Source organism: Frondihabitans sp. OV104 (assembly GCF_057787745.1).
The window spans coordinates 1,999,148-2,025,825 of sequence record NZ_CM173541.1 but is presented as its reverse complement, the minus strand read 5'-3'; the positions used below and the strand labels follow the sequence as shown (position 1 = coordinate 2,025,825).

Below are 26,678 nucleotides of genomic sequence, written 5' to 3'. Positions count from 1 at the left end.
ACCCCCTCACCACCATGAACAGAAAGACACGATCATGACAACGACGTCTGCAGGCGCCACGACCCGGGAGGCCGGTTCCGGCCGCGTCCGGGTCCAGAAGTTCGGCGCGTTCCTCGCCGGCATGGTGATGCCCAACATCGCGATCTTCATCGCGTGGGGCTTCATCACGGCCTTCTTCATCGAGACCGGATGGACTCCGGTCGGCGTCCTCGGCGGCTTCGGGACGACCGACGGCGTCGCCAACGTGGGCGTCGTCGGCCCGATCCTGACCTACCTGATCCCGCTGGCCATCGCCATCCAGGGTGGCCGCATGGTCTACGACATCCGCGGCGCGGTCGTCGGCTCGATCTTCACGATGGGCGTCATCCTCGGGTCCGACTCGACGATGATCCTCGGCGCCATGATCTGCGGCCCGCTCGGCGCGTACCTCGTCAAGCGGATGGACCGCCTCTGGGACGGCAAGATCAAGCCCGGCTTCGAGATGCTCGTCAACAACTACTCGGCGGGCATCCTCGGCTTCGGTCTCTTCATGGCCGGCTTCTTCTGGCTGTCGAAGCTCTTCAGCGTGATCGTCGTCGGCCTCGGCAACGCGGTCGAGGGCCTCATCAACGCCCACCTCCTGCCCCTCGCGAGCCTCTTCATCGAGCCGGCCAAGGTGTTCTTCCTGAACAACGCCATCAACCACGGCGTGCTCGACCAGCTGGGCGCCCAGCAGGTCAAGGAGTCGGGCAAGTCGATCCTGTTCCTCCTCGAGGCCAACCCCGGCCCCGGCCTCGGCATCCTCCTCGCCTTCACCTTCTTCGGTGTCGGTGCGGCACGCGCCTCGGCTCCCGGCGCGATCATCATCCAGTTCTTCGGCGGCATCCACGAGATCTACTTCCCGTTCGTCCTGCAGAAGCCGATCATGTTCATCGCCGTCATCCTCGGTGGCGCCACGGGTGTCGCGACCAACGTCGCCTTCGGCTCCGGCCTGACCGGTCCGGCCTCGCCCGGCTCGATCATCGCCGTCCTCGCCAACACCTCGCGAGACAGCTACCTGGGCGTCATCGCCTCGGTCGTCCTCTCCGCCGCAGTGTCGGGTGTCGTCGCATCGTTCTTCCTCATCGCGACCCGCAAGCGCGACCTGGCCGCCGGCGGCGGCGACATGTCGGACGCCCTCGCCAAGATGCAGGCCGCCAAGGGCCGCGACGCCAACGCCGCGACCGCGGGCGTCTTCGCCGGCTCCACCGCTCCCGCCACGGAGGAGGAGGCCGAGGCCACCTTCGGCGGTGTCGGCAGCGCCACCACCACGAGCACCGCCACCCGCGTCGAGAACATCGTGTTCGCCTGCGACGCCGGCATGGGCTCGTCGGCCATGGGCGCCAGCGTCCTGCGCAACAAGATCAAGAAGGCCGGCATCGAGGGTGTGACCGTGGTCAACAAGGCCATCGCGAACCTCACGGGCGACGAAGACCTGATCATCACGCAGCAGCAGCTGACCGACCGCGCGAAGACCATGAACCCGGGCGCCCAGCACGTCTCGGTCGACAACTTCATGAACGCTCCGCAGTACGACCAGGTCGTCGACCAGCTGGCGAACCAGAAATAACCAAAGAAAGTAGCATCTGAGACATGACTGATTCCGTCCTCCAGAAGAGCCAGATCAAAGCCGAAGGCACCGCCACGACCAAGTCGGAGGCGATGCGAGAAGCCAGCGAGATCCTTCTGGAGGCGGGATCGGTCACAGCCGACTACCTGCCTGCGATGATCGAGCGCGAGAAGAGCGTGTCGACCTACATGGGCAACTTCCTCGCCATCCCGCACGGCACGAACGACGCCAAGGACGCCATCCTGAAGTCGGCGCTGTCGTTCACCCGCTACTCGACGCCGATCGACTGGGACGGCAACCCCGTCCACTTCGTGGTGGGCATCGCGGGCATCGAGAACCAGCACCTCGAGATCCTGTCGAAGATCGCCATCATCTTCTCCGACGACGACGAGGTGCAGGCCCTCCGCGACGCCGCGGGCGTCGACGAGATCTTCGCCCAGCTCGAAGCGGTCAACGAGTGACTGCTGGCACCGCGGTCCATTTCGGCGCCGGCAACATCGGGCGCGGCTTCGTCGGGCTCCTGCTCCACGAAGCCGGCTACGAGGTCGTCTTCTCGGACGTCAATGCCGAGCTGATCGACGAGCTGAAGGCCGCCGACTCGTACGTCGTCCACGAGGTGGGCGAGGGCGCTGCCGACCATGAGGTCACCCGCTTCTCGGCCGTCAACTCCGCCGCCGATCCCGACGCCGTCGTCGCCGCGGTGGCCTCGGCCGCCGTGGTCACCTGCGCCGTGGGCCCGAACGTGCTCAAGTTCATCGCTCCGGCGATCGCCGCCGGGCTCCAGGCTCGCGACGCGTCGCTGCCGAAGGTCGCGGTCATGGCCTGCGAGAACGCGCTTAACGCGACCGACCGACTCGAGGAGTTCATCGTCGCGAACCTGCCCGGCGGCGCCGACGACGCCGCGCTCGGCAGGGCCGTCTTCGCGAACACCGCCGTCGACCGCATCGTCCCCGCCCAGGCGCCGGGCCAGGGGCTCGACGTCACCGTCGAGACCTACTACGAGTGGGCCATCGACCGGACGCCGTTCGGCGGAGCCGAGCCCGAGATCCCCGGTGTGCACTGGGTCGACGGTCTCGAGGCCTCGATCGAGCGCAAGCTGTTCACCGTCAACACGGGCCACGCGACGACCGCCTACTTCGGCTTCCTCGCGGGTGCGGACAAGATCTCGGACGCCATCGCGCTGCCCGAGGTGCGTGCCGCCGTCGAAGCCGTCCTCGGCGAGACGAGCGCCCTGCTGATCGCCAAGCACGACCTCGACCCGGCCGTTCACGGCGACTACGTCGCGGCGATCCTCAAGCGGTTCGAGAACGCCGACCTGCCCGACACCACGGCGCGCGTCGGCCGCCAGCCGCTCCGCAAGCTCTCTCGCGACGAGCGCTTCGTGTCGCCGGCCGCAGGTCTCAGCGACCGCGGCACGACCCCGGTCGCGCTGCTCGAGGCCATGGGCGCCGCCCTCCGCTTCGACGTGGCCGACGACGAGCAGAGCGTCGAGCTCCAGGCGATGCTCGCCGACGCGTCGAGGAGCGACGTCGAGCTGGCGGTGGCGATCACGGGCCTCGACGAGGCGCACCCGCTGGTGGCGCCGTTCGCCGCCAAGGTGGGTGCGGCGCGCGCGTAGCTGTGATCCGGCCCGCGGGCCGGCTCGCACTCGGCCCCGCCGTTGCGGCACGAACCCGTCGTCCCTTCGGCGGGTTCGTGCCGATTCGGCGGGTTCTACCGGTGGAGCGTCAGCCCCGCAGCCGAGCCCGCACCACGTCGCCGATCACGCCGTACACCCCGGCCTCCACGCCGAGCAGCGCCGGCGACGACTGCTCGCGCGCCTCGAGCAGCGGAAGCGCGGGGTCGAGCCCGTCGACACCCGGCACATCGGGCAGCAGCCGTCGCCCCACCGCCTCGCGGTGGAGCCCCAGCAGGGTGGCCAGGTGGTGCGGTTCGAGCACGTCGGCGACGACGGCGCTGAGCACGAGCCGGCCGACGGCCTCGGCGTCGGCCGGCGCAAGCGGCGGCACGGCGCCGTTCGCGGCGAGGGCCGCATCCGTCTGCTGCTCGACGCTGGCGAACACGCCGGGCCAGCCCCAGGCATCGGCGAGCACGTCGTAGGGTGCGGCGATGCCGAGACCAGCTCCCGGCAGCCAGGCCGGCGTGTAGCGCGGACTGCGCGGGAACCGTGCCAGGTCGTGCGCCCACGCCTCGTCATCGGGCCCGGCGGCTCCGGGGCCCGCCGTGAACGGGCTGCCGGGGTTGGCGTAGACGCGTCGGTCGTAGTTGAACCGGCAGGTGAAGCCGCCGTCCGCCTCCATCACGAGGCTCATCGACAGCCACGTGCCGCGTTCGGCGGCGGCCATGTCGCGGCGGAGGCGGAGGCCGAGCTCGTCGACGGCGCGGGGCACGGGCTGCTCGGACGCGTGACCGCCGACGGAGAGGGTCTCGAGTCGGCGGCCTGCGAGTTCCGACCAGAAGAGACTCGCCTCAGCCCATTCGACCTCGGCGAGCGACGCGGCGACGGCCGACGCCATCTCTCTCTGCAGGGCGAGCTCATCGGGGCGGTTGTCGGTCTCGGCGTCCACAGCGGGCCTCTCGTGGCGGGGCAGGGGGCGGGCGCCTCGCTCGGTGAGTCGCAGGGCGTGGTCCGAGCGTAGCGAGTGGGGTGGCGCCTGCGCGCGAGGGGGCCGAGGAGTGTCGCACGGACCACGGGCGCACGAACTGCGTGCCGCCGCAGAGCTCGCCCGGTCGCGGCCGGCCCCCCGGGAGTTCAATGGGCCGGGTGGGCACACCGATTCGCCATCCGCTGATCGACGAGATCACGCCGCATGCCGTGCGGGTGGCCAGTCGGTCTCGAGTGGTGCGTCTCACCCCGCCCCTCGCCGACCTGCTGTCGCGGCCGCCGCTGGCCGATCGCACGGTGGTGCTGGTGACGCCCGAGTCGGCTCGGATCACCATCGGCCTGCGCTCGGCGCTGGTCGCAGCAGGAGGGGTCTGGGCCGTCGAGACGCCGACCGGGTTCCGCGACGGCATCACGGGCGTCGACCGCGCCGACCTCGACGAGGCCGTGCTGGCCCCGCCACCGGTCCACGACCCGGACGCCGACGGCGACCTCCCGACGGGCTCGCTCACCTCGGCGGACGCCCACACCACCCAGCTCAGCGTCGACGTGACGCTCCTGCACCGGCCGACGGACGACGTGATGCTCGGCGGCGCGCTCGAGACGATGGCGCTGGCGATCGGGGGCGGGCGCCCACGCGCCTGGGGCCTCGCCGAGCCTCTGGAGCACGGCTGGGACCGCTGGGTGCTCACGCAGGACGCCCGGCATCGCGCGCCCGATGCGTCGAGGTTCCTGGTCGAGGGCGACGGCTTCTCGGCCGCCGTCACAGCTCGGTTCGGCGGGCACGGCATCGAGGAGACGGTCGCCATCACCGCCGACGTGCCGGGCGGTTCGGCGGGGCTGGACGCGGCGATCGAGCGGCTGGGCGAGGCGCTCGCGATCCTGACCGTGCATTCCCTGCCCACCTTCGCGCTGGTGCTGGCGCGCGTGGGGGAGGCCGATCGCACGTTCCGCCCGGTCGAGTACCCGCCGCCGAATCCGGTCGCGCTGCTCATCGGCGCCCCGTCGGTGCGGCGGCTGGCGCTGCACGAGCGCGTCTTCGCGGACGACCAGGACGTCGTCGTCGTCGGCAGCGCGTCGCGCCCCGCCTACCTGCTGCCGCTCGGCACGGCGACCGACCCCGGCTGGGACCGCCTGCACGATGCGCTCGACTCCGTCGGCGGCGACCGCCTCACCGCCCTCGTGGCCGCGCCGCTGCTCCAGGCGTGGGAGGACGACCTCCACGGCGACCTCGACCTGCACGGAGAGCCGCATCCGCACGACCGGAAGCCCGGCGACACGGGCGCAGGAACTCGAGGGGGTCACCCGGGTGCCCCGTGAGATCACGATCCTCTCCCGCGGCGACCACGACCTGTTCTCGCTCGCCGAGGCCGCCGAGGCGATCCCGGGTGCCGCCGCCGTGCGCGAGATCGACGGGGGCTCGGCGCTGCAGGTGACCACCGCCACGGGTGTGCCGGTGCTGACCGTCTACCCGCCCCGCCTCATGCCGACTGCCGGCGAGGTCGCGCGCCTGCTGCCGGACGCCCCCGCCGTCGACCTGCCGACGTGGTGGTGCGACGCCGTGGCGCCGCTCGGCGACGAGGGGGAGATCGGGGTGCGGGTGGCGTTGCAGCTCGCCGTCGGGATGGGTGCTGTCTGTGTCGTCGCCGATTAGGGCCGGCCGCGGAGCACTGCGGCTTTGACCTCGGCGATGGCCTGTGTCACCTGAATGCCGCGCGGGCACGCCTCGGTGCAGTTGAAGGTCGTGCGGCAGCGCCACACACCCTCCTTGTCGTTGAGGATGTCGAGCCGCACCTCGCTGGCCTCGTCGCGCGAGTCGAAGATGAAGCGGTGCGCGTTGACGATCGCCGCCGGGCCGAAGTACTGCCCGTCGGTCCAGAACACCGGGCACGACGAGGTGCAGGCGGCGCAGAGGATGCACTTCGTGGTGTCGTCGAACCGGGCGCGCTGCTCGGCCGACTGGAGGCGCTCCTTCTCGGGCTTCGACGACGACTGCAGGAAGGGCTGCACCTCGCGGTAGGAGGCGAAGAACGGCTCCATGTCGACGACGAGGTCCTTCTCGAGCGGCAGGCCCTTGATGGCCTCGACGTAGACCGGCTTCGAGATGTCGAGGTCTTTCATCAGCGTCTTGCACGCGAGGCGGTTGCGGCCGTTGATGCGCATGGCGTCCGAGCCGCAGACGCCGTGGGCGCACGAGCGACGGAAGGTCAGCGAGCCGTCCTGCTCCCACTTGATCTGGTGCAGCGCGTCGAGCACGCGGTCGGTCGGCAGCATCTCGACCGAGAACTCCTGCCAGCGCGGCTCGGTGTCGACATCGGGGTCGAAGCGGCGGATCATCATCGTCGCGGTGAACTTCTGGATCGCGTCGGCTGCTGCCGGACGCTCTTCGAGGACGGTGCTCATCTCAGTACTTCCGTTCCATCGGCTGGTAGTTCGTGATGACGACCGGTTTGGTCGAGAGCTTGATGTGGTCGCCCGCGTCGGCCGAGTGGGCGTCGCCCGAGAGGTAGGCCATCGTGTGCACGAGCCACTTCTCGTCGTCGCGCTTCGGGAAGTCCTCGCGGAAGTGGCCGCCGCGGCTCTCCTGGCGTGAGAGCGCGGAGTAGACGACGACCTCGGCGAGGTCGAGCAGGAAGCCGAGCTCGATGGCCTCGAGCAGGTCGGTGTTGAAGCGCTTGCCCTTGTCTTGCACCGAGATGTTGAGGAAGCGCTCGCGCAGCTCCTGGATCTTCTCGGTCACCGCGATGAGGGTCTCCTCGGTGCGGAAGACCTGGGCGTTGTCGTCCATGGACTCCTGCAGCTCACGCCGAAGGGTTGCGATGCGCTCGGTGCCGGTCGCTCCGCGCACCTGGTCGATCAGGCCCTTGACGAACTCGGCGGCGTCGTCGGGGAGCGGCGCGAACTCGGCCGTCTTGACGTACTCGACCGCGTTGTCACCGGCTCGCTTGCCGAAGACGTTGATGTCGAGCAGCGAGTTGGTGCCGAGGCGGTTGGAGCCGTGGACGCTCACGCAGGCGCACTCGCCGGCGGCGTAGAGGCCGGGCACGACGGTGGTGTTGTCGGAGAGCACCTCGGCCTTGACGTTGGTCGGGATGCCGCCCATGGCGTAGTGCGCTGTCGGAAGCACCGGCACCGGCTCGGTATAGGGCTCCACGCCGAGATACGTGCGGGCGAACTCGGTGATGTCGGGGAGCTTCGCGTCGATCACCTCGGGCGACAGGTGCGTGATGTCGAGGTAGAGGTAGTCCTTGTTGGGGCCAGCGCCGCGGCCCTCGCGGATCTCGGTGCGCATGCAGCGCGCGATGATGTCGCGAGGCGCCAGGTCCTTGATCGTGGGGGCGTAGCGCTCCATGAAGCGCTCGCCCTCGCTGTTGCGGAGGATCGCTCCCTCGCCTCGGGCGGCCTCCGACAGGAGGATGCCGAGACCGGCCAGGCCGGTCGGGTGGAACTGGAAAAACTCCATGTCCTCGAGCGGAAGGCCCTTGCGCCAGATGATGCCGACGCCGTCGCCGGTGAGCGTGTGGGCGTTCGAGGTCGTCTTGTAGATCTTGCCGAACCCGCCGGTCGCGAAGATGACCGCCTTGCCCTGGAAGACGTGCAGCTCGCCCGTCGAGAGCTCGTAGGCGACGACGCCCGCCGGGCGCTTCTCGCCGTCGACCTCGGTCATGATGAGGTCGAGCACGTAGAACTCGTTGAAGAAGTTGATGCCGAGCTTCACGCAGTTCTGGAACAGCGTCTGCAGGATCATGTGGCCGGTGCGGTCGGCCGCGTAGCAGGCACGACGCACCGGAGCCTTGCCGTGCTCGGAGGTGTGGCCGCCGAACCGCCGCTGGTCGATCTTGCCCTCGGGCGTCCGGTTGAACGGCAGGCCCATGTTCTCGAGCTCGAGCACCGCGGTGATGGCTTCTTTGGCCAGGATCTCGGCCGCGTCCTGGTCGACGAGGTAGTCGCCGCCCTTCACGGTGTCGAAGGTGTGCCACTCCCAGTTGTCGTCCTCGACGTTGGCGAGGGCCGCGGCCATGCCGCCCTGGGCCGCTCCCGTGTGCGATCGCGTGGGGTAGAGCTTCGAGATGACGGCTGTCGAGGCGCCCGCGCCGGCCTGGATGGCCGCACGCATCCCGGCGCCGCCGGCGCCGACGATGACGATGTCGTGCTGGTGGTAGTGGACGCCGTCGATGGTACGGGTCGGGGCGGTGGAGGAGTCGGGGATGTCAGACACAGGAACCTTCGAGAGTGGGGGAGCCGCTAGGAGAACGGCGTTACTGGGCCGGGCAGAACGACGGGAGGTCGCTCGGGAGGGAGCCGGCCGGGCACGGGTCGAACGTGTAGATGACCAGGGTGCCGAGGAGCAGGAGGACGACGCTGGAGGCCAGCAGCGCGATCAGCATGGTCTTGCGGACCTTCGGGTTCGACACGTAGTCGTTCACGATGGTGCGCATGCCGTTCGAGCCGTGGATCAGGGCGAGCCAGAGGAGCAGGGTGTCCCACACCTTCCAGAACGGGTTCGACCACTTGCCGCCGACGAAGGCGAAGTCGATCGCCTTGACGCCGCCCTGGCCGGCGATGAGGTTCGTGAACAGGTGCGCGGCGATCAGCACGATCAGCAGCACTCCGCTGCCGCGCATGTAGAGCCATCCCCACTTCTCCCAGTTGACGCGGCGCTTACGCGTGACGGGGCGAGGGCTCCGGGGGGCTTCGATGGTCGAGGAGGTCATGCGCTACTCCGAGAAGATGTTCATCATCTGGCGGGGGACGAAGCCGGCGAGCAGGATCACCCAGAGGGCGATCACGATCCAGAACATGAGTCGCTGGTGCTTCGTGCCCTGGCTCCAGAAGTCGATCAGGATGATCCGGAGGCCGTTGAGGGCGTGGAAGCCGATCGCCGCGACGAGAGCCGTCTCGCCGAAGCCCATGATCGGGTGCTTGTAGGTGCCGATGACCGCGTTGTACGCCTGCGGGCTGACCCGGACGAGCGCCGTGTCGAGGATGTGCACCAGCAGGAAGAAGTAGATCGAGACGCCGGTGATCCGGTGGAGGACCCACGACCACATGCCCTCGCGACCCCGGTACAGCGTGCCCTGGAACCTGCTCGGGCGCGGAGGCGCCACCTTCGTGTCGCCATTCGGCGCGGGAGGCCCGGTGAGGACCCCTGTCTGCTCGGCCATGAGCAACCCTCCAAAACGGATCGGGGTGTGACGCGGTATCTGAACCATCCTAGGCACCCGTCCTGAGCGCCTTGGAGAGCGCTGAGGGGATTATCTCGATGCCGAGAGAGTTCCCACGGGCTGCGGCATCGCCGCGGCGGCGGCCCCGTAGTGCGCGATCAGCTCGTCGCCGAGGTGGGTCCAGGTGCGGCCGACCACCGCGCGCCGGCCGGCCTCGCCGAAGCGGGCGCGGAGGAGTGGGTCCTCGACCAGCGAGAGGACGGCCCGCCGCAGCGAGTGGTCGTGGCGCGGGTCGAACAGGAAGCCGTCCACCCCGTGCTCGACGAGGTCGAGGGGGCCGCCGGCAGCCGGCGCGACGACCGGGAGCCCGGCCGCATGAGCCTCCTGCAGCGTCTGCCCGAAGGTCTCGGTCGTGCCGGCGTGCACGAACAGGTCGAAGGCGGCGTAGGCCGTGGCGAGCTCCTCGCCGCGGAGCGTCCCGAGGAAGACCGGGTCGAGCGCCGACAGGCGCCGGCCCAGCGAGGCGCGCGCAGGCCCGTCGCCGACCAGCACGAGCCTCATGCCGCGGATGCGCCGGAGGGCCTGCAGGCGCTCGAGCTCCTTCTCGGGGGCGAGGCGCCCGACGTAGCCCACGATCGCCTCGCCGTCGGGTGCGAGACGGGCCCGCAGTTCCTGCGCTGCCTGCTCGGTACGGCGGTTGGGATGGTAGAGCGCCGAGTCGACGCCGCGGCCCCAGGTCGCGACGCGCTGCACGCCGATGCGCTCGAGGTCGCGGCGGGAGGCCTCCGAGGGCACGAGCGTGAGGGTCGCATTGTGGTGCACCTTGCGGATGAGCTTCCACACGAGGGCGGTTCCGGCGGCGCCGAAGCCGTTGCGGCCGGCGTACTTGGCCATGTCGGTCTGGAAGATCGCGACGCTCGGCACTCCCATCCGCTGGGCGGCGGTGATCGCCTGCGCACCCAGCACGAGGGGAGACGCGGCGTGGATCACGTCGGGGTCGAAGCCGGCGAGCAGCGATGCCATCGCCGGGCCGGGGATCCCGACCGGGAACTGGCGGTAGCCGACGCTCGGCATGCGGTGCACGGCGAAGCCCGCGAAGCGGTCGGGGCCCTTGCCCGCTGGCGCGATGACCATGGCCTCGTGGCCGCGGTCGCGCAGATGCTCGAGCACCCGGCAGACGCTGTTGGTCACCCCGTTGACGGTCGGGAGAAAACTCTCGGTCACGATGGCAACTCGCATCATCCCACCTCATCCGCGCACAGAACCCGCTCGCTGAGGCGAACCTATGCGTCGGGTGTGACAGGGGAGTGGCGGGGCAGTGAACGCCGAATGGCGACCTGCCCGCAGCTGCTACAGGACGTCGTTGCGCCCCGACAGCTTGAGCGCGTCGACGACGCTCTTGACCCGCTGCGCGTTGGCGCTGGTGGTGACGAGCAGAGCGTCGGGGGTGTCGACCACGACGATGTCGCTGACGCCGATGAGCGAGATGAGCCGGTCGCCCTGGCTGACGACGATGCCCGACGACGAGTCGGCGAGCACGCGGGCGTTCTCGCCGAGGATCGCCAGATCGGAGGCGCGCCCCTTCGAGTGCAGCTTCGCGATCGAGGCGAAGTCGCCCACGTCGTCCCAGTCGAAGTCGCCGGGGATGACGGCGAGTCGGCCGAGGGCCGCGGCGGGCTCGGCCACCGTGTAGTCGATGGCGATCTTCTCGAGGTCGGGCCAGACCTGGTCGACGACGGCGCCTCGCGCGGGGGTGTCCCAGGCGTCGGCGAGCTCGAGCAGGCCGGCGAGCAGCTCGGGGCGCGTCTCGCCGAGCTGCCGCAGCAGCACGTCGGCGCGCGTGATGAACATGCCCGCGTTCCAGAGATAGTTGCCGTCGGCGACGTACTCCTCGGCGGTCTCGAGCTCGGGCTTCTCGACGAACGAGGTCACTGCTGCCGCGTGCGGGGCGCCGTCGATGGCGAGCGGCTGGCCGCAGTGGATGTAGCCGAAGCCGACGGCAGGCTCGGTCGGCGTGATGCCGATCGTCGCGATGTAGCCGGCGTCGGCGGCGACGATGGCCTCCTTCACTGCGCGCACGAAGCCGCGCTGATCGCTGATGACGTGGTCGGCGGCGAACGAGCCGATGATCACGTCGGGCTCGCGCTTGGCGAGGATGGCGGCGGCGAGGCCGATCGCGGCGGTGCTGTCCTTCGGCTCGGACTCGAGCACGACGTTGCGGTCTTCGAGGGCGGGCAGCTGGGCCTCGACGGCGGCGCGGTGCGAGCGCCCGGTGACGACCATGATCCGCTGCTCGCCGTTGATCGGGGCGAGGCGATCCCAGGTTCCGCGAAGCAGCGTGGTGCCCGACCCGGTGAGATCGTGCAGGAACTTCGGGGCGTCTGCGCGGCTCAGCGGCCACAGGCGGGAGCCGATGCCGCCGGCCGGGATGATGCTGTAGAACCGGTCGAGTGCTGTCGTCATGCCCACACCTTAGCGGCGGGCACAACCCGAAACCCCTATCAGATTCGGCGTAACGGCGCTGTTTCACGATGGTCGCGGTCCGGTAACGCTTCGCGCCCGATCGGGGCGACGTGCAATTAGCCCTCGTAACTTTGGGTAACCTGCAAGACATCGCGCCCAGCGGCGAATGCTGGGCCACTTCTTCACAATCCCTCTGCATCGCGCAGAACCCGTCTTGGAGGACACAGTGACAATCTCCGTGCGAAAGGCCGTGTTCACCGGCATCGCCATGGTCGGAGCGACGGCGATCCTCGCCGGCTGCGGCTCGGCCCCTGAAGCGACGAGCACCAAGAGCGGCTCGGCGTCGAGCTACCTCCCGTGCATGGTCTCGGACGCCGGCGGCTTCGACGACAAGTCGTTCAACCAGCTCGGCAAGGAGGGCCTCGACGCCGCCGCCGACACCCTCGGCGTCACGCCGAAGGCCGTCGAGTCCGCCGACCAGACCGTCTACGCCTCGAACATCTCGAGCCTCGTCACTCAGAAGTGCAAGCTGATCGTCACCGTCGGCTTCCTGCTCGCCGACGCGACGAAGGACGCCGCCAAGGCGAACCCGAACGTCGACTTCGCCACCATCGACGACGCGTCGATCACGGCCGACAACGTGCAGCCGATCACCTTCAACACCTCCGAGGCGGCCTTCCTCGGCGGGTACGCCGCTGCCGCGTACTCGAAGACCGGCGTCGTCGGCACCTTCGGCGGCGCGCACATTCCGACCGTCACGATCTTCATGGACGGCTTCTATGACGGCGTTCAGTACTTCAACGAGCAGAAGAGCAAGAACGTCAAGGTCGTCGGCTGGGACGTCGACAAGCAGAAGGGCGGCTCGTTCACCGGCGGCTTCGAGGCCGGCACCGCCGCCAAGCAGACGGCTCAGTCGCTGATCGATCAGGACGCCGACGTCATCCTCCCGGTCGGTGGCCCGATCTACCAGAGCGCCGCGCAGGCCGCGAAGGACGCCAACGCGAGCGGTAAAGACATCGTCCTCATCGGGGCCGACTCCGACACCTACGAGACCGACCCGGCCAACAAGGCGCTCTTCCTGACCAGCGTCGAGAAGGGCATCAAGCCCGCCACCGAGGCCGTCATCGAGTCCGCCGCCAAGGGCGACTTCTCGTCGACCCCCTACGTCGGCACCCTGAAGAACGACGGCGTCGGCCTGGCCCCGTTCCACGACTACGCCGACAAGATCCCCTCGACCCTCGAGGGCGAGCTCAAGACGATCAAGGCGGGCATCATCGACGGCTCGATCACGGTCAAGTCGCCGGCCGCCAGCAAGTAGCGCCACGGGCTCGGCCGCTCGCGCGGCCGTCCCACCACAGGGCCCGGAGCGACTAACGTCGCTTCGGGCCCTTACGCCTGCCTGACCCCCCAGGGAGAACCCAACCCCATGAAACTCGAGCTGCAAGGCATCACCAAGCGCTTCGGCGCTCTCACCGCGAACGATCACATCAGCCTCACCGTCGAGCCTGGCGAGATCCACGCGCTTCTCGGAGAGAACGGCGCCGGCAAGTCCACCCTCATGAACGTGCTCTACGGCCTGTACCAGGCCGACGAGGGCGACATCCTGCTCGACGACGTCGTCCAGCGGTTCGCCGGTCCCGGCGACGCCATGAACGCCGGCATCGGGATGGTGCACCAGCACTTCATGCTCGTGCCGGTCTTCACCGTGGCCGAGAACGTCATGCTCGGCCACGAGGAGACCGCGTTCGGCGGCCGCCTCGACCTTCCGGGAGCGCGCGCGAAGGTGCGCGCGATCTCGCAGCGGTTCGGGTTCGACGTCGACCCCGATGCCATCGTCGAGGAGCTCCCCGTCGGCGTGCAGCAGCGCGTCGAGATCATCAAGGCGCTGTCGCGTGACGCGAAGGTGCTCGTGTTCGACGAGCCGACCGCCGTGCTGACGCCGCAGGAGACCGACGAGCTGATGGCGATCATGCGGCAGCTCCGCGACGCCGGCACCGCGATCGTCTTCATCACCCACAAGCTCCGCGAGGTGCGCGAGGTCGCCGACCGCATCACCGTGATCCGCCTCGGCACGGTCGTCGGCGAGGCCTCGCCCACGGCGTCCAACGCCGAGCTCGCCTCGCTCATGGTCGGCCGCTCCGTCGAGCTGACCGTGCAGAAGGCGCCGGCCGAGCCGGGCGACGTCGCGCTCGTGGTCGACGACCTCCGCGTCATCGACGCCATCGGCCAGTTCGTCGTCGACGGCGTCTCGTTCGAGCTGCGCCGAGGCGAGATCCTCGCCATCGCCGGCGTGCAGGGCAACGGCCAGACCGAGCTCACCGAGGCGATCCTCGGCCTCCAGCCGCGCGTTGAGGGGCGGATCGAGCTCGACGGCAAGCAGATCCAGGGCCTCAGCGTCCGGAAGGTGCTCGACTCGGGTGTCGGCTTCGTCCCGGAGGACCGGACCGAGGACGGCCTCGTCGGCGAGTTCACCATCGCCGAGAACCTCATGCTCGACCGCTCGCAGTCCGGCCCGTTCGTGAAGCGCGGCTGGCTCCGCCTGGTCGAGCTGGCCGAGTTCGCGACCGAGAAGGTCCGCGAGTTCGACATCCGCAGCCAGGGCATCGCCACTCCGGTGGGCCGCCTGTCGGGCGGAAACCAGCAGAAGGTCGTCCTGGCCCGCGAGCTGTCGCGCGACCTGCGGCTCTTCGTCGCGGCCCAGCCCACCCGCGGCATCGACGTCGGCTCGATCGAGTTCGTCCACAAGCGCATCGTCGAGACCCGCGACTCGGGCGTTCCCGTGATCGTGGTCTCGACCGAGCTCGACGAGGTCACCGCGCTCGCCGACCGCATCGCCGTCATGTACCGCGGCACGATCGTCGGCATCGTCCCCGCCGACACCCCCCGCGACATCCTCGGCCTCATGATGGCCGGCGAGGTCCCCTCGACGGAGGACGCAGCATGAGCACCCCCACCCCGACCACGCCCGCTCCAGCTCCAGCTCCGGCTCCGGCTCCTTCGCGCGACGCGCAGGCCTCGCGCCTGCTCCGCGACATCGTCCAGAGCAACGCGATGGTGTCCGTCCTCGCGGTCGTCCTCGCGCTGGTGCTCTCGGGCATCCTGATCGCAGCGACCGACCCGACCGTGCAGTCGACGTCCGGCTACTTCTTCGCCCGTCCGGGCGACATGATCCAGGCGGTCTGGCATTCCGTGTCGGTCGCCTACGTGTCGATCTTCCAGGGCAGCGTCATCGACTTCAGCGCCTACGGCTTCGCCGCCGGGATCCACCCGCTGACCGAGACCCTGAACTACGCGATGCCGCTGATCGTCGCGGGCCTCGGGGTGGCGCTCGCGTTCCGCGCCGGCATGTTCAACATCGGCGGCCAGGGGCAGATCCTGATGGGCGCCGCGGCCGCCGGCTGGGTCGGCTTCTCGTTCCACCTGCCGCTGGCCGTCCACCTGCCGCTCGCCATCATCGCGGGTATCGCGGGCGGGGCCCTCTGGGGCTTCATCGTCGGCTTCCTGAAGGCGCGCACCGGCGCGCACGAGGTGATCCTGACGATCATGCTGAACTACGTCGCCCTGTACCTGGTGTCGTTCATGCTCCGGACGCCCGGCCTGCTCCAGGCACCCGGCTCCACGAACCCGCAGTCTCCGGCGACGCTGCCCACGGCGATCCTGCCGAAGCTGCTCGGCCCGAGCTTCAACCTCAACGTCGGCTTCCTGCTCGTGATCGCCGCGACGATCTTCTGCTCGTGGCTGCTCAACCGGTCGACGCTCGGCTTCCGCTTCCGCGCCGTGGGCGAGAACCCCCACGCGGCCCGCACCGCCGGCATCAACGTCAAGAACGTCTACGTCTGGGCGATGGTCCTGTCGGGCGCGCTCGTCGGCATCGCCGGCGCCACGCAGGTGCTCGGCACGCTGACCACCGGCTTCTCGTCGGGTATCGACGCGGGCATCGGCTTCGACGCGATCACCGTCGCGCTGCTCGGCCGCTCGCGCCCCTGGGGCGTCTTCGGCGCGGGCATCCTGTTCGGTGCTCTCAAGGCCGGCGGCTACGCCATGCAGGCCGCGAACGGCGTGCCGATCGACATCGTGCTGGTCGTGCAGTCGCTGATCGTCCTGTTCGTGGCGGCGCCGCCGCTGGTGCGGACCATCTTCCGAATCCGGCAGACCGGCTCCGGGTCGCCCCGCATCCGCAAGGCGTCCTCCTCCAAGACCGCGGTGGTGACCAAGTGAGCTCCCTGACCCCCGACGTGGCCGTGCCCGTCGCCGAGACCCCCGGGCTCGCCGTCGCGAAGACGCGCTCCTGGAAGGCACCGATCGCGCTGGGCGCGTTCGTCGTCGTGTCGGTCCTGCTGTTCCTCGTGGCCGGCCGCTCGGGTGACTCGACCTTCCGCCTGTCGTCGGCGACCGACTTCGTCAAGCTCCCCAACGCCTTCCTGCCGACGCGCGGCACCGACATCGTGCTCACGATCGTGCTCGCCGTCATCGCGGTCGCAGCCGCCTACCTGGTGTCGCAGTACCGCCGGGTGCCGATCTGGCTCATCGCGGTGTTCGGCGTCCTGTTCTTCGTCGCCTTCCTCACCTGGGCGGGCGCCGACCAGTCGATCCTGGTGCCCGGCCTCCTCGTCGGGTCGCTCGCCCTCTCGACTCCGCTGATCTTCGGCGCCCTCGGCGGCGTCATCTCGGAGCGGGTCGGCGTCGTGAACGTCGCCATCGAGGGCCAGCTGCTGGGCGGCGCCTTCGTCTCGGCCGTCGTGGCCAGCGTCACCGGGTCGCTCTGGGCCGGCCTCGTCAGCGCCATGGTCGCCGGCGCCCTGGTGTCGATGATCCTGGCCGTCTTCAGCATCCGCTACCTCGTCGACCAGGTCATCGTCGGCGTCGTGCTGAACGTGTTCGTCACCGGCCTGACGAGCTTCCTCTACTCCGAGGTGCTCACCTCGAACGAGAAGCTCAACCAGGGGCTCCGCTTCGCACAGGTCGACATCCCCGGCCTCAGCTCCATCCCGCTGATCGGGCCGCTCTTCTTCCAGCAGAACGTCGTCGTCTACCTGATGTACGTCGCCGTCGCGGTCGTCTTCTTCGGCCTGTTCAAGACCCGCTGGGGCCTCCGCCTCCGCGCGGTCGGCGAGCACCCGCAGGCGGCCGACACCGTGGGCATCCGGGTCAACGCGACCCGCTTCTGGAACGTCTCGCTGGCGGGCGCGATCGCAGGCCTGGGCGGCGCGTTCTTCACCCTCGGCGACCTGGGCGAGTTCCAGAAGTCGATGACCGCGGGTGCCGGCTACATCGCCCTCGCCGCCGTCATCTTCGGGCGCTGGGATCCGATCCGCGCCACGCTCGCGGCTCTTCTCTTCGGCTTCGCCAGCAACCTGCAGAACGTGCTCAGCGCGGTCGGCTCGCCGGTGCCGAGCGAGTTCATGCTGATGCTGCCGTACGTCGTCACGATCCTCGCCGTCGCGGGGCTCGTCGGCCAGTCGAGGGGCCCCGCCGCCTCGGGGAAGCCCTACGTGAAGTCATGACCGACGTCGACCACGAGAGCGTCTTCGACTGGGACGGCCTGCGCGCCACCGCTCGGGAGGCCATGCAGAAGGCCTACGTGCCCTACTCGAAGTTTCCGGTGGGGGCTGCGGCGCTGACCGACGACGGCCGCGTGGTGTCGGGCTGCAACGTCGAGAACGCCTCGTACGGCCTCACGCTGTGCGCCGAGTGCTCACTCGTGTCGCAGCTGACCATGACCGGCGGGGGCCGCCTCGTCGCGTTCGCCTGCGTCGACGGCAACGGCGGCGTGCTGATGCCGTGCGGCCGCTGCCGGCAGCTGCTCTACGAGCACTCCGCCGAGGGCATGGTGCTCGACACCGTCTCCGGATTCAAGACCATCGACGAGGTGATCCCGGACGCGTTCGGGCCCCGTCAGCTCCAGGCCTACGAGGCCTCCCAGAAGGACTCACAATGACCACTTCCATCGAACCCTTCGACGTCGTCGACCTGATCCGCGTCAAGCGCTCCTCCGGCACGCTGAGCACTGCCCAGATCGACTGGCTGATCGACGCCTACACGCGCGGCTACGTCGCCGACGAGCAGATGTCGGCGCTCACCATGGCGATCTTCCTGAACGGCATGCAGCGCTCCGAGATCCGCGACCTCACGCTCGCCATGATCGCGTCGGGCGAGACGATGTCGTTCGACGGCCTCGGCAAGACGACCGTCGACAAGCACTCCACCGGCGGAGTCGGCGACAAGATCACCCTGCCCCTCGCGCCGCTCGTCGCCTCGTTCGGCGTCGCGGTGCCGCAGCTCTCGGGCAGAGGCCTCGGCCACACGGGCGGGACCCTCGACAAGCTCGAGTCGATCCCCGGCTGGCAGGCGTCGCTCACCAACGAGCGCATGCGCGAGATCCTCGCCGACGAGGGTGCCGTGATCTGCGCCGCCGGAACAGGTCTCGCCCCCGCCGACGCCAAGCTCTACGCGCTCCGCGACATCACCGGCACCGTCGAGGCGATCCCGCTGATCGCGTCGTCGATCATGTCGAAGAAGATCGCCGAGGGCACCGCCGCCCTGGTGCTCGACGTGAAGTTCGGCTCCGGCGCCTTCATCCAGGACTTCACACGGGCGCAGGAACTCGCGCACACCATGGTCGACCTCGGCACCGACGCGGGCGTTCGCACGTCGGCGCTCCTCACCGACATGAGCGTTCCGCTCGGCAAGACGATCGGAAACGCCCTCGAGGTGCGCGAGTCGCTCGAGACCCTCTCGGGCGGCGGCCCGGCCGACATCCGCGAGCTCACCGTGGCCCTGGCGCGCGAGATGCTCGCCGCCGCCGGCCAGCCCGACGCCGACGTCGAGGCCGCTCTCGACGACGGACGAGCCATGGACTCCTGGAACCGCATGATCCGCGCCCAGGGCGGCGACCCTGAGGCCCCGCTGCCGGTGGCGCCACACACGCACGTCGTCACCGCCGCCGAGTCGGGCTACCTCATCGAGCAGGAGGCGCTGCCGTTCGGCATCGCCGCCTGGCGACTCGGCGCCGGACGCGCCCGCAAGCAGGATCCGGTGATGGCCACGGCCGGCATCGAGCTGCACGCGAAGCCCGGTGACCAGGTCACGGCCGGCCAGCCGCTCTTCACCCTTCACGGCGAGGACGAATCGCGGTTCGGCCGCGCGCTGGAGGCCGTCGAGGGCGCCTGGAGCATCGGCGGCACGGCCCCGGCGCCCCGGTCTCTCGTCGTGGAGCGAATCTCCTAGATTCACCCCGCCCGCTTGTGGTCGCCGTTCAGTCTGCCGACTGCGGCCACTAGTACGGTTGTCGGTATGAGCGCACCGGACCAGGAGTACCGCCTGCCCAACGGCGGGCCGAGCATCGCGGCGCTGCCGAAGGTCTCGCTCCACGACCACCTCGACGGCGGTCTCCGCCCGACGACGATCGCCGAGCTCGCGCCGGCAGCCGGCATCGAGCTGCCCGAGGGCGACCTCGGCGCCTGGATCGCGGCCCAGGCCGACTCGGGCTCGCTGGTCGAGTACCTGAAGACGTTCGAGATCACCGTCGGCGTCATGCAGACGGCCGAGGCCCTCACCCGGGTCGCCCACGAGTTCGTGCTCGACCTGGCTGCCGACGGCGTCATCCACGGGGAGGTCCGCTGGGCCCCCGAGCAGCACCTGACCCGCGGCCTCACTCTCGACGCCGCGGTCGAGGCGGTCCAGCAGGGTATCGACGACGCGATCGACGACCTCGCCGAGCGCGGCCACGAGATCTCGATCGGCCAGATCCTCTGCGCGCTGCGGCACACCGGCGAGTCGCTCGCCATCGCTGAGCTCGCCCTCCGCCACCGCGAGAACGGCGTCGTCGCCTTCGACATCGCGGGCCCCGAGATCGGCTTCCCGGCCGCGGGTCACCGCGCGGCGTTCGACCTGCTCGCGACCGAGTTCCTGCCCGTCACCGTCCACGCGGGCGAGGCCGACGGGCTCGACAGCATCCGCGGCGCCCTCCTCGACGGCCGGGCGCTGCGTCTCGGGCACGGGGTGCGCCTCGCCGACGACGTCAGCGTGATCGGCCGCGAGACCGACCGCACCACCGTGGGCCTCGGTCCGATCGCCACCTGGGTGCGCGACCGCGAGATCACCCTCGAGCTGGCGCCGTCGTCGAACCTGCAGACCGGGGCGATCGCCTTCTGGGGCACCGAGATGTACGACCACCCCTTCGACCTCCTCTACCAGCTGGGCTTCCGCGTCACCGTCAACACCGACAACCGGCTGATGAGCGCCACGAGCCTCAGCCGCGAGCTCGCGCTCCTGTCGCAGGCGTTCGACTACGACCTCAACGACTTCCAGGTCTTCCAGCTCAACGCCGCGGCCGCCGCCTTCCTCCCGCTCGAAGATCGCGACGCGCTCGCCGACCGCATCGCCCTCGGCTTCGAGGAGGCCTGACCCATGACGCTTCCCGCTCTTCCCGACGAGTCCATCGTCATCGCGGCGACGGTCGCCGACTGGCGCGAGGCCGTGCACGCCGCCGGAGCCGCGCTCGTCGCCTCCGGCGCGGCCAAGCCCGGCTACGCGGACGCGATGATCCGCATGATCGAGGAGCACGGCCCCTACGTCGTGATCGCCCCCGGTCTCGCCCTCGCCCACGCGCGGCCCGACGACCAGGTGCTCGCCGACGGCCTCGCCGTCGTCACCCTCGCGACGCCGGTCGCCTTCGGCCACCCGCACAACGACCCGGTCGGCGTCGTGCTCGGCCTTGCCGTCGAGTCGGTCGGCGGTCATCTCGAGTCGATCGCCGACCTCGCCAACGTCTTCAACGACCCGAGCATCATCCCGGGTCTCGCGGCGGCGACCTCCGCCGACGAGGTACGGCGACTGATGGGAGTGCCCAGCTCATGAACGGTGTGACCTCGTGAAGATCGTCACCATCTGCGGCGTCGGCATCGGCTCCAGCGGAATCCTCAAGGTGAACGCCGAGCGCGTGCTCGCCGGCCTCGACATCGAGGCCGACGTCGTCGCCGCCGACGTCGCGTCGATCCGCGCCGTCGCCGACGACGCCCAGGTGATCCTGACGTCGGCCGAGTTCGTCGACGCCATCGGCCCGACGTTCGCCGAGGTCATCGTCGTCGTGAACCACTTCGACCTCGAGGAGCTGCGCGAGAAGCTGGTGGCGGCGCTGGGGTGAGTGGGCGCGCGTCGTCAGCGTGCGTGTGCGCGTCGTCGCCCCCGGTGTGCGTCGTCCTTCGGTAAGGACTCGCTGCGTGTCCACGAGGATTCGGCGGCGTCGTTGCATGCCCCACGAGGAGTTCGACGCCGTTCTGCATCGCCGACAAGGATGCCGTCGCCGAAAGTCCTTGCGAGCGTGCACCGTCATCGCGCGCGTGCCCTGAGCCGCCGTCGCGCCGTCCCGCCGTCATCCTCATCCGAGGACGCCGTGCGCGCTCACGAGGACTCGGCGGCGTCGGTGCACGCCCCACGAGGAGTTCGACGCCGTTCTGCATCGCCCACAAGGATGCCGTCGCCGGGAGTCCTTGCGAACCGACCCACTCAGTGCAGCAGCGCGCGCACCCCGGCGTCGAGCTCAGCCACGACGGCGTCGGCCGCCGCGCGCCGCGCAGCTGCGTCGCCGGTCGTGCTCCATGCGTCGATGTACACCTTGAGCTTCGGCTCGGTTCCGCTGGGTCGCACGATGACCCGGGAGCCGTCGTGGCTCTCGTCACCACTGAGCCAGAAGCGCAGGATGTCGCCGGGCGGGAACGACTCGAACCCGTCGGCGAAATCGTCGAGCCGATCGACGGGGTGCCCTCCGATTGCGGTCGGCGGCGTCGCGCGCAACGCGGACGTGATGCGGGGGATCTGGGCCAGGTCGGTCACGCGCAACGACACCTGCGACGACGCGAAGGCGCCGAAGCGGGCGTCGAAGTCGGCGAGGTGCTGGCGCAGGGAGCTGCCGCTCGTGGCGAGCTCGGTCGCGAGGGCGAGCATGTCGACCGCAGCTGAGATCCCGTCCTTGTCACGGACCTTGGCCGGGTCGACGAGGTAGCCGAGAGCCTCCTCGTAGCCGTAGACGAGGCCGGGCACGCGAGACACCCACTTGAACCCCGTGAGCGTGTCGACGAACGGCAGCCCGAAGGAGTCGGCGACGGCGCGGAGCGCCGGCGACGAGACGATGCTCGCGGCCAGTGCGCCCGGCGTCGAATCGGCTGAGGCCGACGAAGCGGTCGCGCCGGCACCAGCCGCCGCATCGGACGATGCGGCGGCACCATCAGCGGTCGCGCCGGTAGCGGTCGCGCGCTCCGCGGCCCGCCACCCGAGCAGGGCACCGACCTCGTTGCCGGTGAGCTGACGCCAGCTGGTGGACTCGCCGTCGGCATCGGGGATCGCCACCGCGAGCCGGTCGGCGTCAGGGTCGTTGGCGAGGATCAGGTCGGCTTCGACCCGCGAGGCCGTGGCGAACGAGAGGTCCATGGCGCCGGGCTCTTCGGGGTTCGGGAACGCCACGGTGGGGAAGGCGGCGTCGGGCACCACCTGCTCGGCGACCGGGATCGGCTCGGGGAAGCCCGCCGTGGCGAACACCCGCCGTGCGACCTCCCAACCGACGCCGTGCATAGCTGTGTAGACGACGCGGAGCGGGGCAGGGCTCGTCGCCGCCGGCGCAGTGTCGACGAGGGCGGGCTCCGCCAGTGGGTCCGACGTGCCGGAGATCGCCGCCGTCACCCGCACGTACTCGCTCACCAGGTCGTCGCCGGCGGTCTCGTACTCGTCGGAGCGCGCAAGGTCGAGCACCGAGCCGCGTGCCACTTCGTCGATGAATGCGGCGATCTGGCCGTCGACCGGGCTGACGATCTGCGACCCGTGGTCGTCGTCGCCCAGGTACACCTTGTAGCCGTTGTCGCGCGGGGGGTTGTGGCTGGCCGTGACCATGACGCCGGCCGAGACATCGAGGTGCCGCACGGCGAACGCGAGCACGGGCGTCGGCAGAGCGCGGGGGAGCAGTACAGCGCGGATACCCGACCCGGCCATGATCTCGGCGGTGTCGCGGGCGAAGACGTCGGAGTTGGTGCGGCCGTCGTAGCCGATGACGATGCTCGGGGCCCGACGAGTCCGTTCCTGCGCCCCGGAGGAAACGCTGCCCTCGGCCTCGGACGTGCCCGTACCCGACGACCTCGAGAGCAGGAACTTCGCGAAACCGCCGGCGGCCTGGCCGACCAGCACGCGGTTCATGCGCGTCGAGCCCGCCCCCAGCTCGCCGCGGAGCCCCGCGGTGCCGAACTGCAGGCGTCCGTCGAACCGGTCGGCGAGATCGGCCGCAGCGGTCTCGTCGCCGCCGTCGGCCGCGGTCACCAGAGCGGTGAGCTCGTCGCGGGTCTCGGGGTCGGGGTCTTGCGCGAGCCAGGCCTCGGCGGTGGCGCGGAGGGTCTCTGGCAGGCTCACAGCGCCGCCACGACGCGGGCGAGGAGGTCGCTGATCACCGGCTCTGCCGTGCGGCCGGCTTCGAGCACTTCGGCGTGGCTGAGCGGCTCGGGCGAGATGCCGGCGGCGAGGTTGGTGATCAGCGAGAAGCCGAGCACCTCCATGCCCGACTGGCGGGCGGCGATCGCCTCGAGGCTGGTCGACATCCCGACGATGTGACCGCCGATCGCCTTGGCCATCTGCACCTCGGCCGGGGTCTCGTAGTGCGGCCCGCGGAACTGGCAGTACACGCCCTCATCGAGGCTCGGGTCGATGGTGCGCGCGATGTCGCGGAGGCGCTTCGAGTAGAGGTCGGTGAGGTCGATGAACGTCGCGCCCTCGAGGGGCGAGTCGGCTGTCAGGTTGATGTGATCGCTGATGAGCACGGGCTGCCCGGGGGTCCAGCTCTCGCGGATGCCGCCGGCGCCGTTGGTCAGGATCATGATCTTCGCGCCGGTGGCCGCCGCGGTGCGGACGCTGTGGACGACTCGGCGGACTCCGTGCCCCTCGTAGTAGTGCGTGCGCGCGCCGATGATGAGCGCGTGCCGACCGTCGGCCAGACGGACGCTGCGCAGCGTGCCGGAGTGGCCCACGACCGCCGAAGCGGTGAAGCCGGTGATCTCGGCGGCGGGCACCTCGGCGACGGTCTCGCCCAGCAGCTCGGAGGCCTTGCCCCAGCCGCTGCCCAGGGTGAGGGCGACGTCGTGGCGGGCGACGCCGGTGGCGCTCGCGATCTCGGCGGCGGCCGTCTGCGCGATCTCGGCGGGATCGGCGGACGGGTCGTCGAGCGGGTTCGCGCCGACGGGATTCGTGGTGGTCGAAGACATGCGAACCACTCTAGGGGCCGTCGGGGATCCCCCGTCGAGACTCTCCACAGCCCACAGGAAGTCAGCGAGTACGACGAAGGGCGCCGGCCCGGCCGGCGGTGATCGCTGGCCTCGTCGGGGCCCTATGCGCCGTTACTTGATGCGGGTCCAGGTGCCGCAGCCGTACGACTTGACGGCGAAGTCGGTCGATTTGACCGTCAGGGTCGCGATGAAGCCGCGGTGCTTGAATCCCTCGTGGTTGATCTCGTTCCACTCGGAGTCGTGGAGGGTGCCGAAATCGCAGCCGTAGCTGTTCGAGGGCACGGTGACCTGGTACGTGCCAGGAGTGATCTGCGTGCCCACCTTCCACATGCCCTCACCGGGGATGATCGAGCGAGCCGGCCCCGCGGACGAGATCCGGTGCCATTGGCCGCAGCCGGTGGTCTCGATGTAGGTGTCCTTGGCTCGAACGTTCATCAGCGCCTGGCCGTTGAGGACGGACGTGTCGAAGGAGAGTCCGTCGCCGTCGTTCACGAAGTCGCCGGGGGTCGCCGACCGGAGGCGTCCGTAGTCGCAGATCCCGGTCTGGTCGGGGTAGGTGTAGTAGACGCCGGGCGCGACGTCGCGCCCCACCTTCTTCACGCCGTCGCCCGAGAACGCGACCAGAGCCCGGGCCCCCGGTGCGGTCTCGGCGCTCGCCGCCGCGCTCGCCGCGTAGCCGGTCTTCTGCACTGTCACGTGACCGGAGAGGCGCTGCCCGATGTCGAGGCTGCCGACCTTGTAATGCTGGGTCGTCGCGCCGTGAATCGCGACCCCGTTGCGAAACCACGAGTACGCGTACGAGAGGTTCGACAGGCTCCAGCTGCCCTTCGTCAGAGTCAGCGTGACGCCCGCGCGGGCGATTCCCTCGACGATCGGACGGCTGGTCAGCACGGCACCCGGCGCCTTGGCGATGGCGCCGACGATCGTCCCGCGAGCGGCGGTCGCGTAGCCGGTGCGGTGGCCCGCGACCTTGGCCACGACGGTCGTGCCGTAGTCACGGCTCGTCAAGGTGTACGACGCGTGGGTGGCCCCGTCGATCGGCTGACCGTCGCGATACCAGCGGTAGTTCGTCGTGGTGGGCCGCGGCGACCAGGTCGCGACCGTCACGGTCAGTGTCTTCCCGACCTGCCGTGTGCCTGAGACAGTCGGCGACTTCGTCACGAAGGCGGACTCTGCCGTCGCGGGCGCGGCGCTGCCGCCCAGGCCGACGGCCAGCACCAGCGCAGCGGCCAGCAGAGAGGCGAGGGCCAGACCCGCAATTCGGGCATGGAGGGTGTTTTTCACGAGAGATCCGTTCGACGCGGCCATGCGCGAAGCCCTGTCGATGAGCCCCCGGTTCGACCTGTCAAAACCCTATGTCGGGCCACCGACACGCGCGACCGGTCGGTACCCCCATATCGGGGGTGAATCGTTTTCCACAGGGCGCAGGAATTGCCGTCGTCTCTCCACAGCGCGCCGCCTCTCTCGTTCGGGGCCTGGCCGCCGTCGCAGGCTCGGGGCATGGACAATCTCGAGCGCATCCTTCGTTCCGCCGGCGGCATCGCCACGACCCGCGGGCTCTCCTCCGGCGGCGTCGCCCCGCGGCACCTGGCGGCCGCCGTGGCCGACGGGCGGCTGCTGCGAGTGCGGCGCGGCCTCTACGCCCTGCCGGACGCGTCGCCGGCCGCGCTGCTCGCGGTGCGTGCGGGCGGGCGGCTGGCGGGGCTCTCGGCCGCGGCTTCATATGGTCTCTGGGACGGCTGCGACGACCGGCTGCACGTCGTCGTGCCGCGGAACTCCGCGATGGTCCCGAAGACGCGGCGCGAGCAGCTCCGCTCGGTCCGGACGATCGAGGGGCGGACAGTGGTCGTGCACTGGAACGACGACCCTCGCGATGTCGCCTGGGCCTGGCGCGTGTCGCCCGAGCGCTGCCTGCGTCAGGTGCTCCGCTGGGCGGACCTCGAGACGGCGACCGCGACCGTCGAGAGCGCGCTCACGACGGGTCTCGTCGAGCAGGAGACGGTGTATCGAATCGCATCGGGGCTCACTCCGTCAGCTGGGCGGGCGATCGAGCGGTGTCGGCCGGGCGCGCAGTCCGGGCTGGAGACGATCGTGCGGCTGCGCCTCGAGCGGCTCGGCTACGTGGTGGAGCGGCAGGCCTCGCTGTCGCGGGTCGGGCACGTCGACCTGCGCCTGCTCGGCACGCGCGTCGCCGTCGAGGTGGACGGCTTCGCGTTCCACGGCAGCCGGGCGCAGTTCGGCGAGGACCGACGGCGGGATGCCGAAGCCGCTGCGCAGGGGATCGTGACGCTGCGCTTCACCGCCGACCACGTGCGCGACCAGTGGCCGTGGGTGGAGCGGATGGTGCTGGATGCCGTGGCGAACGTGGCGTCGTGAGTACGGCAGTTCGCAAGGACTCTCGCGAGGGTCGTCCTCGGGAAGGGACGAAAACGGGGCGGATTGCCTTGTGGGCGGTGCAGAACGGGCGTGCGCTCCTTGCGAAGGCGCGCGACGTCCTTGTACAAGGAACGGGCACGACAACAGGAACGGGCACGACGACAGGAACGGGCACGACAGCAGGAACGGGCACGACAGCAGGAACGGGCACACGGGCGCCCAGC

General features: G+C 70.1%; 25 protein-coding genes. 15 read left to right on the top strand and 10 right to left on the bottom strand.

Annotated elements, in window-relative coordinates; genetic code table 11:
* Positions 1-34: 34 nt before the first annotated feature.
* From AC3CBB_RS09555 to AC3CBB_RS09545, 3 genes are read left to right on the top strand one after another with little or no spacing between them, the layout of a single operon-like run.
* Positions 35-1,588, top strand: coding sequence for a PTS mannitol transporter subunit IIBC (locus tag AC3CBB_RS09555; protein ID WP_488624398.1), 1,554 nt, complete (start codon positions 35-37; stop codon positions 1,586-1,588).
* A 23-nt stretch (positions 1,589-1,611) separates the two neighbouring features.
* On the top strand, positions 1,612-2,049 hold the full coding sequence (locus AC3CBB_RS09550) for a PTS mannitol transporter subunit IIA (protein WP_123507313.1): 438 nt from the start codon (positions 1,612-1,614) through the stop codon (positions 2,047-2,049).
* On the top strand, positions 2,046-3,206 hold the full coding sequence (locus AC3CBB_RS09545; protein WP_488624397.1) for a mannitol-1-phosphate 5-dehydrogenase: 1,161 nt from the start codon (positions 2,046-2,048) through the stop codon (positions 3,204-3,206). The genes AC3CBB_RS09550 and AC3CBB_RS09545 overlap by 4 nt, the downstream gene beginning before the upstream one ends.
* Before the next feature lie 109 nt (positions 3,207-3,315).
* Here AC3CBB_RS09545 and AC3CBB_RS09540 read toward each other — a convergent pair whose 3' ends face one another.
* The gene (locus AC3CBB_RS09540) at positions 3,316-4,155 is read right to left on the bottom strand and encodes a hypothetical protein (RefSeq protein ID WP_123507311.1); all 840 of its coding nucleotides are present in this window, start codon (positions 4,153-4,155) and stop codon (positions 3,316-3,318) included.
* A 197-nt stretch (positions 4,156-4,352) separates the two neighbouring features.
* On the opposite strand from AC3CBB_RS09540, the gene AC3CBB_RS09535 reads away from it, so the two are divergent.
* Positions 4,353-5,510 (top strand): DUF6177 family protein, encoded by a 1,158-nt coding sequence (locus AC3CBB_RS09535; protein WP_488624396.1) that lies wholly within the window; start codon positions 4,353-4,355, stop codon positions 5,508-5,510.
* On the top strand, positions 5,500-5,844 hold the full coding sequence (locus tag AC3CBB_RS09530; RefSeq protein WP_488624395.1) for a hypothetical protein: 345 nt from the start codon (positions 5,500-5,502) through the stop codon (positions 5,842-5,844). Before AC3CBB_RS09535 ends, AC3CBB_RS09530 begins: the two co-directional genes overlap by 11 nt.
* Here the strand turns inward: AC3CBB_RS09530 and AC3CBB_RS09525 are convergent.
* From AC3CBB_RS09525 to AC3CBB_RS09500, 6 genes are all read right to left on the bottom strand, one after another.
* Positions 5,841-6,593 (bottom strand): succinate dehydrogenase iron-sulfur subunit, encoded by a 753-nt coding sequence (locus AC3CBB_RS09525; protein WP_123507308.1) that lies wholly within the window; start codon positions 6,591-6,593, stop codon positions 5,841-5,843. The genes AC3CBB_RS09530 and AC3CBB_RS09525 overlap by 4 nt on opposite strands.
* 1 nt (position 6,594) lies before the next feature.
* Positions 6,595-8,409 carry a succinate dehydrogenase flavoprotein subunit gene (sdhA, locus tag AC3CBB_RS09520; RefSeq protein ID WP_488624394.1) on the bottom strand — a complete coding sequence of 605 codons (1,815 nt, stop codon included), beginning with the start codon at positions 8,407-8,409 and terminating at the stop codon, positions 6,595-6,597.
* A 40-nt stretch (positions 8,410-8,449) separates the two neighbouring features.
* Entirely contained in the window at positions 8,450-8,905 is a 456-nt protein-coding gene (locus tag AC3CBB_RS09515) for a succinate dehydrogenase hydrophobic membrane anchor subunit (protein WP_488624393.1), read from the bottom strand.
* A 3-nt stretch (positions 8,906-8,908) separates the two neighbouring features.
* The gene (gene sdhC, locus AC3CBB_RS09510) at positions 8,909-9,355 is read right to left on the bottom strand and encodes a succinate dehydrogenase, cytochrome b556 subunit (RefSeq protein ID WP_123507306.1); all 447 of its coding nucleotides are present in this window, start codon (positions 9,353-9,355) and stop codon (positions 8,909-8,911) included.
* Between the two features lie 90 nt (positions 9,356-9,445).
* Positions 9,446-10,594 (bottom strand): glycosyltransferase family 4 protein, encoded by a 1,149-nt coding sequence (locus tag AC3CBB_RS09505; protein WP_488624392.1) that lies wholly within the window; start codon positions 10,592-10,594, stop codon positions 9,446-9,448.
* 111 nt (positions 10,595-10,705) lie between these two features.
* Positions 10,706-11,818, bottom strand: a complete 1,113-nt coding sequence (locus tag AC3CBB_RS09500) for a mannose-1-phosphate guanylyltransferase (RefSeq protein ID WP_123507305.1) — start codon at positions 11,816-11,818, stop codon at positions 10,706-10,708.
* A 226-nt stretch (positions 11,819-12,044) separates the two neighbouring features.
* On the opposite strand from AC3CBB_RS09500, the gene AC3CBB_RS09495 reads away from it, so the two are divergent.
* The 9 genes from AC3CBB_RS09495 to AC3CBB_RS09455 all read left to right on the top strand — a co-directional run bounded on the left by AC3CBB_RS09495 (position 12,045) and on the right by AC3CBB_RS09455 (position 20,963).
* On the top strand, positions 12,045-13,136 hold the full coding sequence (locus AC3CBB_RS09495; RefSeq protein ID WP_488624391.1) for a BMP family lipoprotein: 1,092 nt from the start codon (positions 12,045-12,047) through the stop codon (positions 13,134-13,136).
* 108 nt (positions 13,137-13,244) lie between these two features.
* Positions 13,245-14,762 carry an ABC transporter ATP-binding protein gene (locus tag AC3CBB_RS09490; protein WP_488624390.1) on the top strand — a complete coding sequence of 506 codons (1,518 nt, stop codon included), beginning with the start codon at positions 13,245-13,247 and terminating at the stop codon, positions 14,760-14,762.
* Positions 14,759-16,036, top strand: a complete 1,278-nt coding sequence (locus AC3CBB_RS09485) for an ABC transporter permease (RefSeq protein WP_488624389.1) — start codon at positions 14,759-14,761, stop codon at positions 16,034-16,036. Before AC3CBB_RS09490 ends, AC3CBB_RS09485 begins: the two co-directional genes overlap by 4 nt.
* Complete coding sequence (locus tag AC3CBB_RS09480) at positions 16,033-17,322, top strand: ABC transporter permease (protein WP_488624388.1); 1,290 nt, start codon at positions 16,033-16,035, stop codon at positions 17,320-17,322. Before AC3CBB_RS09485 ends, AC3CBB_RS09480 begins: the two co-directional genes overlap by 4 nt.
* On the top strand, positions 17,319-17,756 hold the full coding sequence (locus AC3CBB_RS09475) for a cytidine deaminase (RefSeq protein WP_123507300.1): 438 nt from the start codon (positions 17,319-17,321) through the stop codon (positions 17,754-17,756). Before AC3CBB_RS09480 ends, AC3CBB_RS09475 begins: the two co-directional genes overlap by 4 nt.
* A complete protein-coding gene (locus AC3CBB_RS09470; RefSeq protein WP_488624387.1) occupies positions 17,753-19,045 on the top strand; it encodes a thymidine phosphorylase in 1,293 nt (430 codons plus the stop codon). The genes AC3CBB_RS09475 and AC3CBB_RS09470 overlap by 4 nt, the downstream gene beginning before the upstream one ends.
* Positions 19,046-19,111: 66 nt before the next feature.
* Positions 19,112-20,224 (top strand): adenosine deaminase, encoded by a 1,113-nt coding sequence (locus AC3CBB_RS09465; RefSeq protein ID WP_123507298.1) that lies wholly within the window; start codon positions 19,112-19,114, stop codon positions 20,222-20,224.
* 3 nt (positions 20,225-20,227) lie between these two features.
* Positions 20,228-20,677 carry a PTS sugar transporter subunit IIA gene (locus AC3CBB_RS09460; protein ID WP_123507297.1) on the top strand — a complete coding sequence of 150 codons (450 nt, stop codon included), beginning with the start codon at positions 20,228-20,230 and terminating at the stop codon, positions 20,675-20,677.
* A 13-nt stretch (positions 20,678-20,690) separates the two neighbouring features.
* Positions 20,691-20,963, top strand: a complete 273-nt coding sequence (locus AC3CBB_RS09455; RefSeq protein ID WP_488624386.1) for a PTS sugar transporter subunit IIB — start codon at positions 20,691-20,693, stop codon at positions 20,961-20,963.
* Positions 20,964-21,325: 362 nt separating this feature from the next.
* Here AC3CBB_RS09455 and AC3CBB_RS09450 read toward each other — a convergent pair whose 3' ends face one another.
* The 3 genes from AC3CBB_RS09450 to AC3CBB_RS09440 form a co-directional block, all read right to left on the bottom strand.
* Positions 21,326-23,206: a phospho-sugar mutase gene (locus tag AC3CBB_RS09450; RefSeq protein WP_488626732.1), complete on the bottom strand. Its 1,881-nt coding sequence runs from the start codon at positions 23,204-23,206 to the stop codon at positions 21,326-21,328.
* Positions 23,207-23,208: 2 nt separating this feature from the next.
* Positions 23,209-24,057, bottom strand: a complete 849-nt coding sequence (locus tag AC3CBB_RS09445) for a purine-nucleoside phosphorylase (protein WP_488624385.1) — start codon at positions 24,055-24,057, stop codon at positions 23,209-23,211.
* Positions 24,058-24,189: 132 nt separating this feature from the next.
* Positions 24,190-25,362 carry an Rv1352/Rv1906c domain-containing protein gene (locus AC3CBB_RS09440; protein ID WP_488624384.1) on the bottom strand — a complete coding sequence of 391 codons (1,173 nt, stop codon included), beginning with the start codon at positions 25,360-25,362 and terminating at the stop codon, positions 24,190-24,192.
* Positions 25,363-25,578: 216 nt separating this feature from the next.
* Between AC3CBB_RS09440 and AC3CBB_RS09435 the strand changes: the two genes are divergently transcribed.
* Positions 25,579-26,454: a type IV toxin-antitoxin system AbiEi family antitoxin domain-containing protein gene (locus AC3CBB_RS09435; RefSeq protein WP_488624383.1), complete on the top strand. Its 876-nt coding sequence runs from the start codon at positions 25,579-25,581 to the stop codon at positions 26,452-26,454.
* Positions 26,455-26,678: the final 224 nt, after the last annotated feature.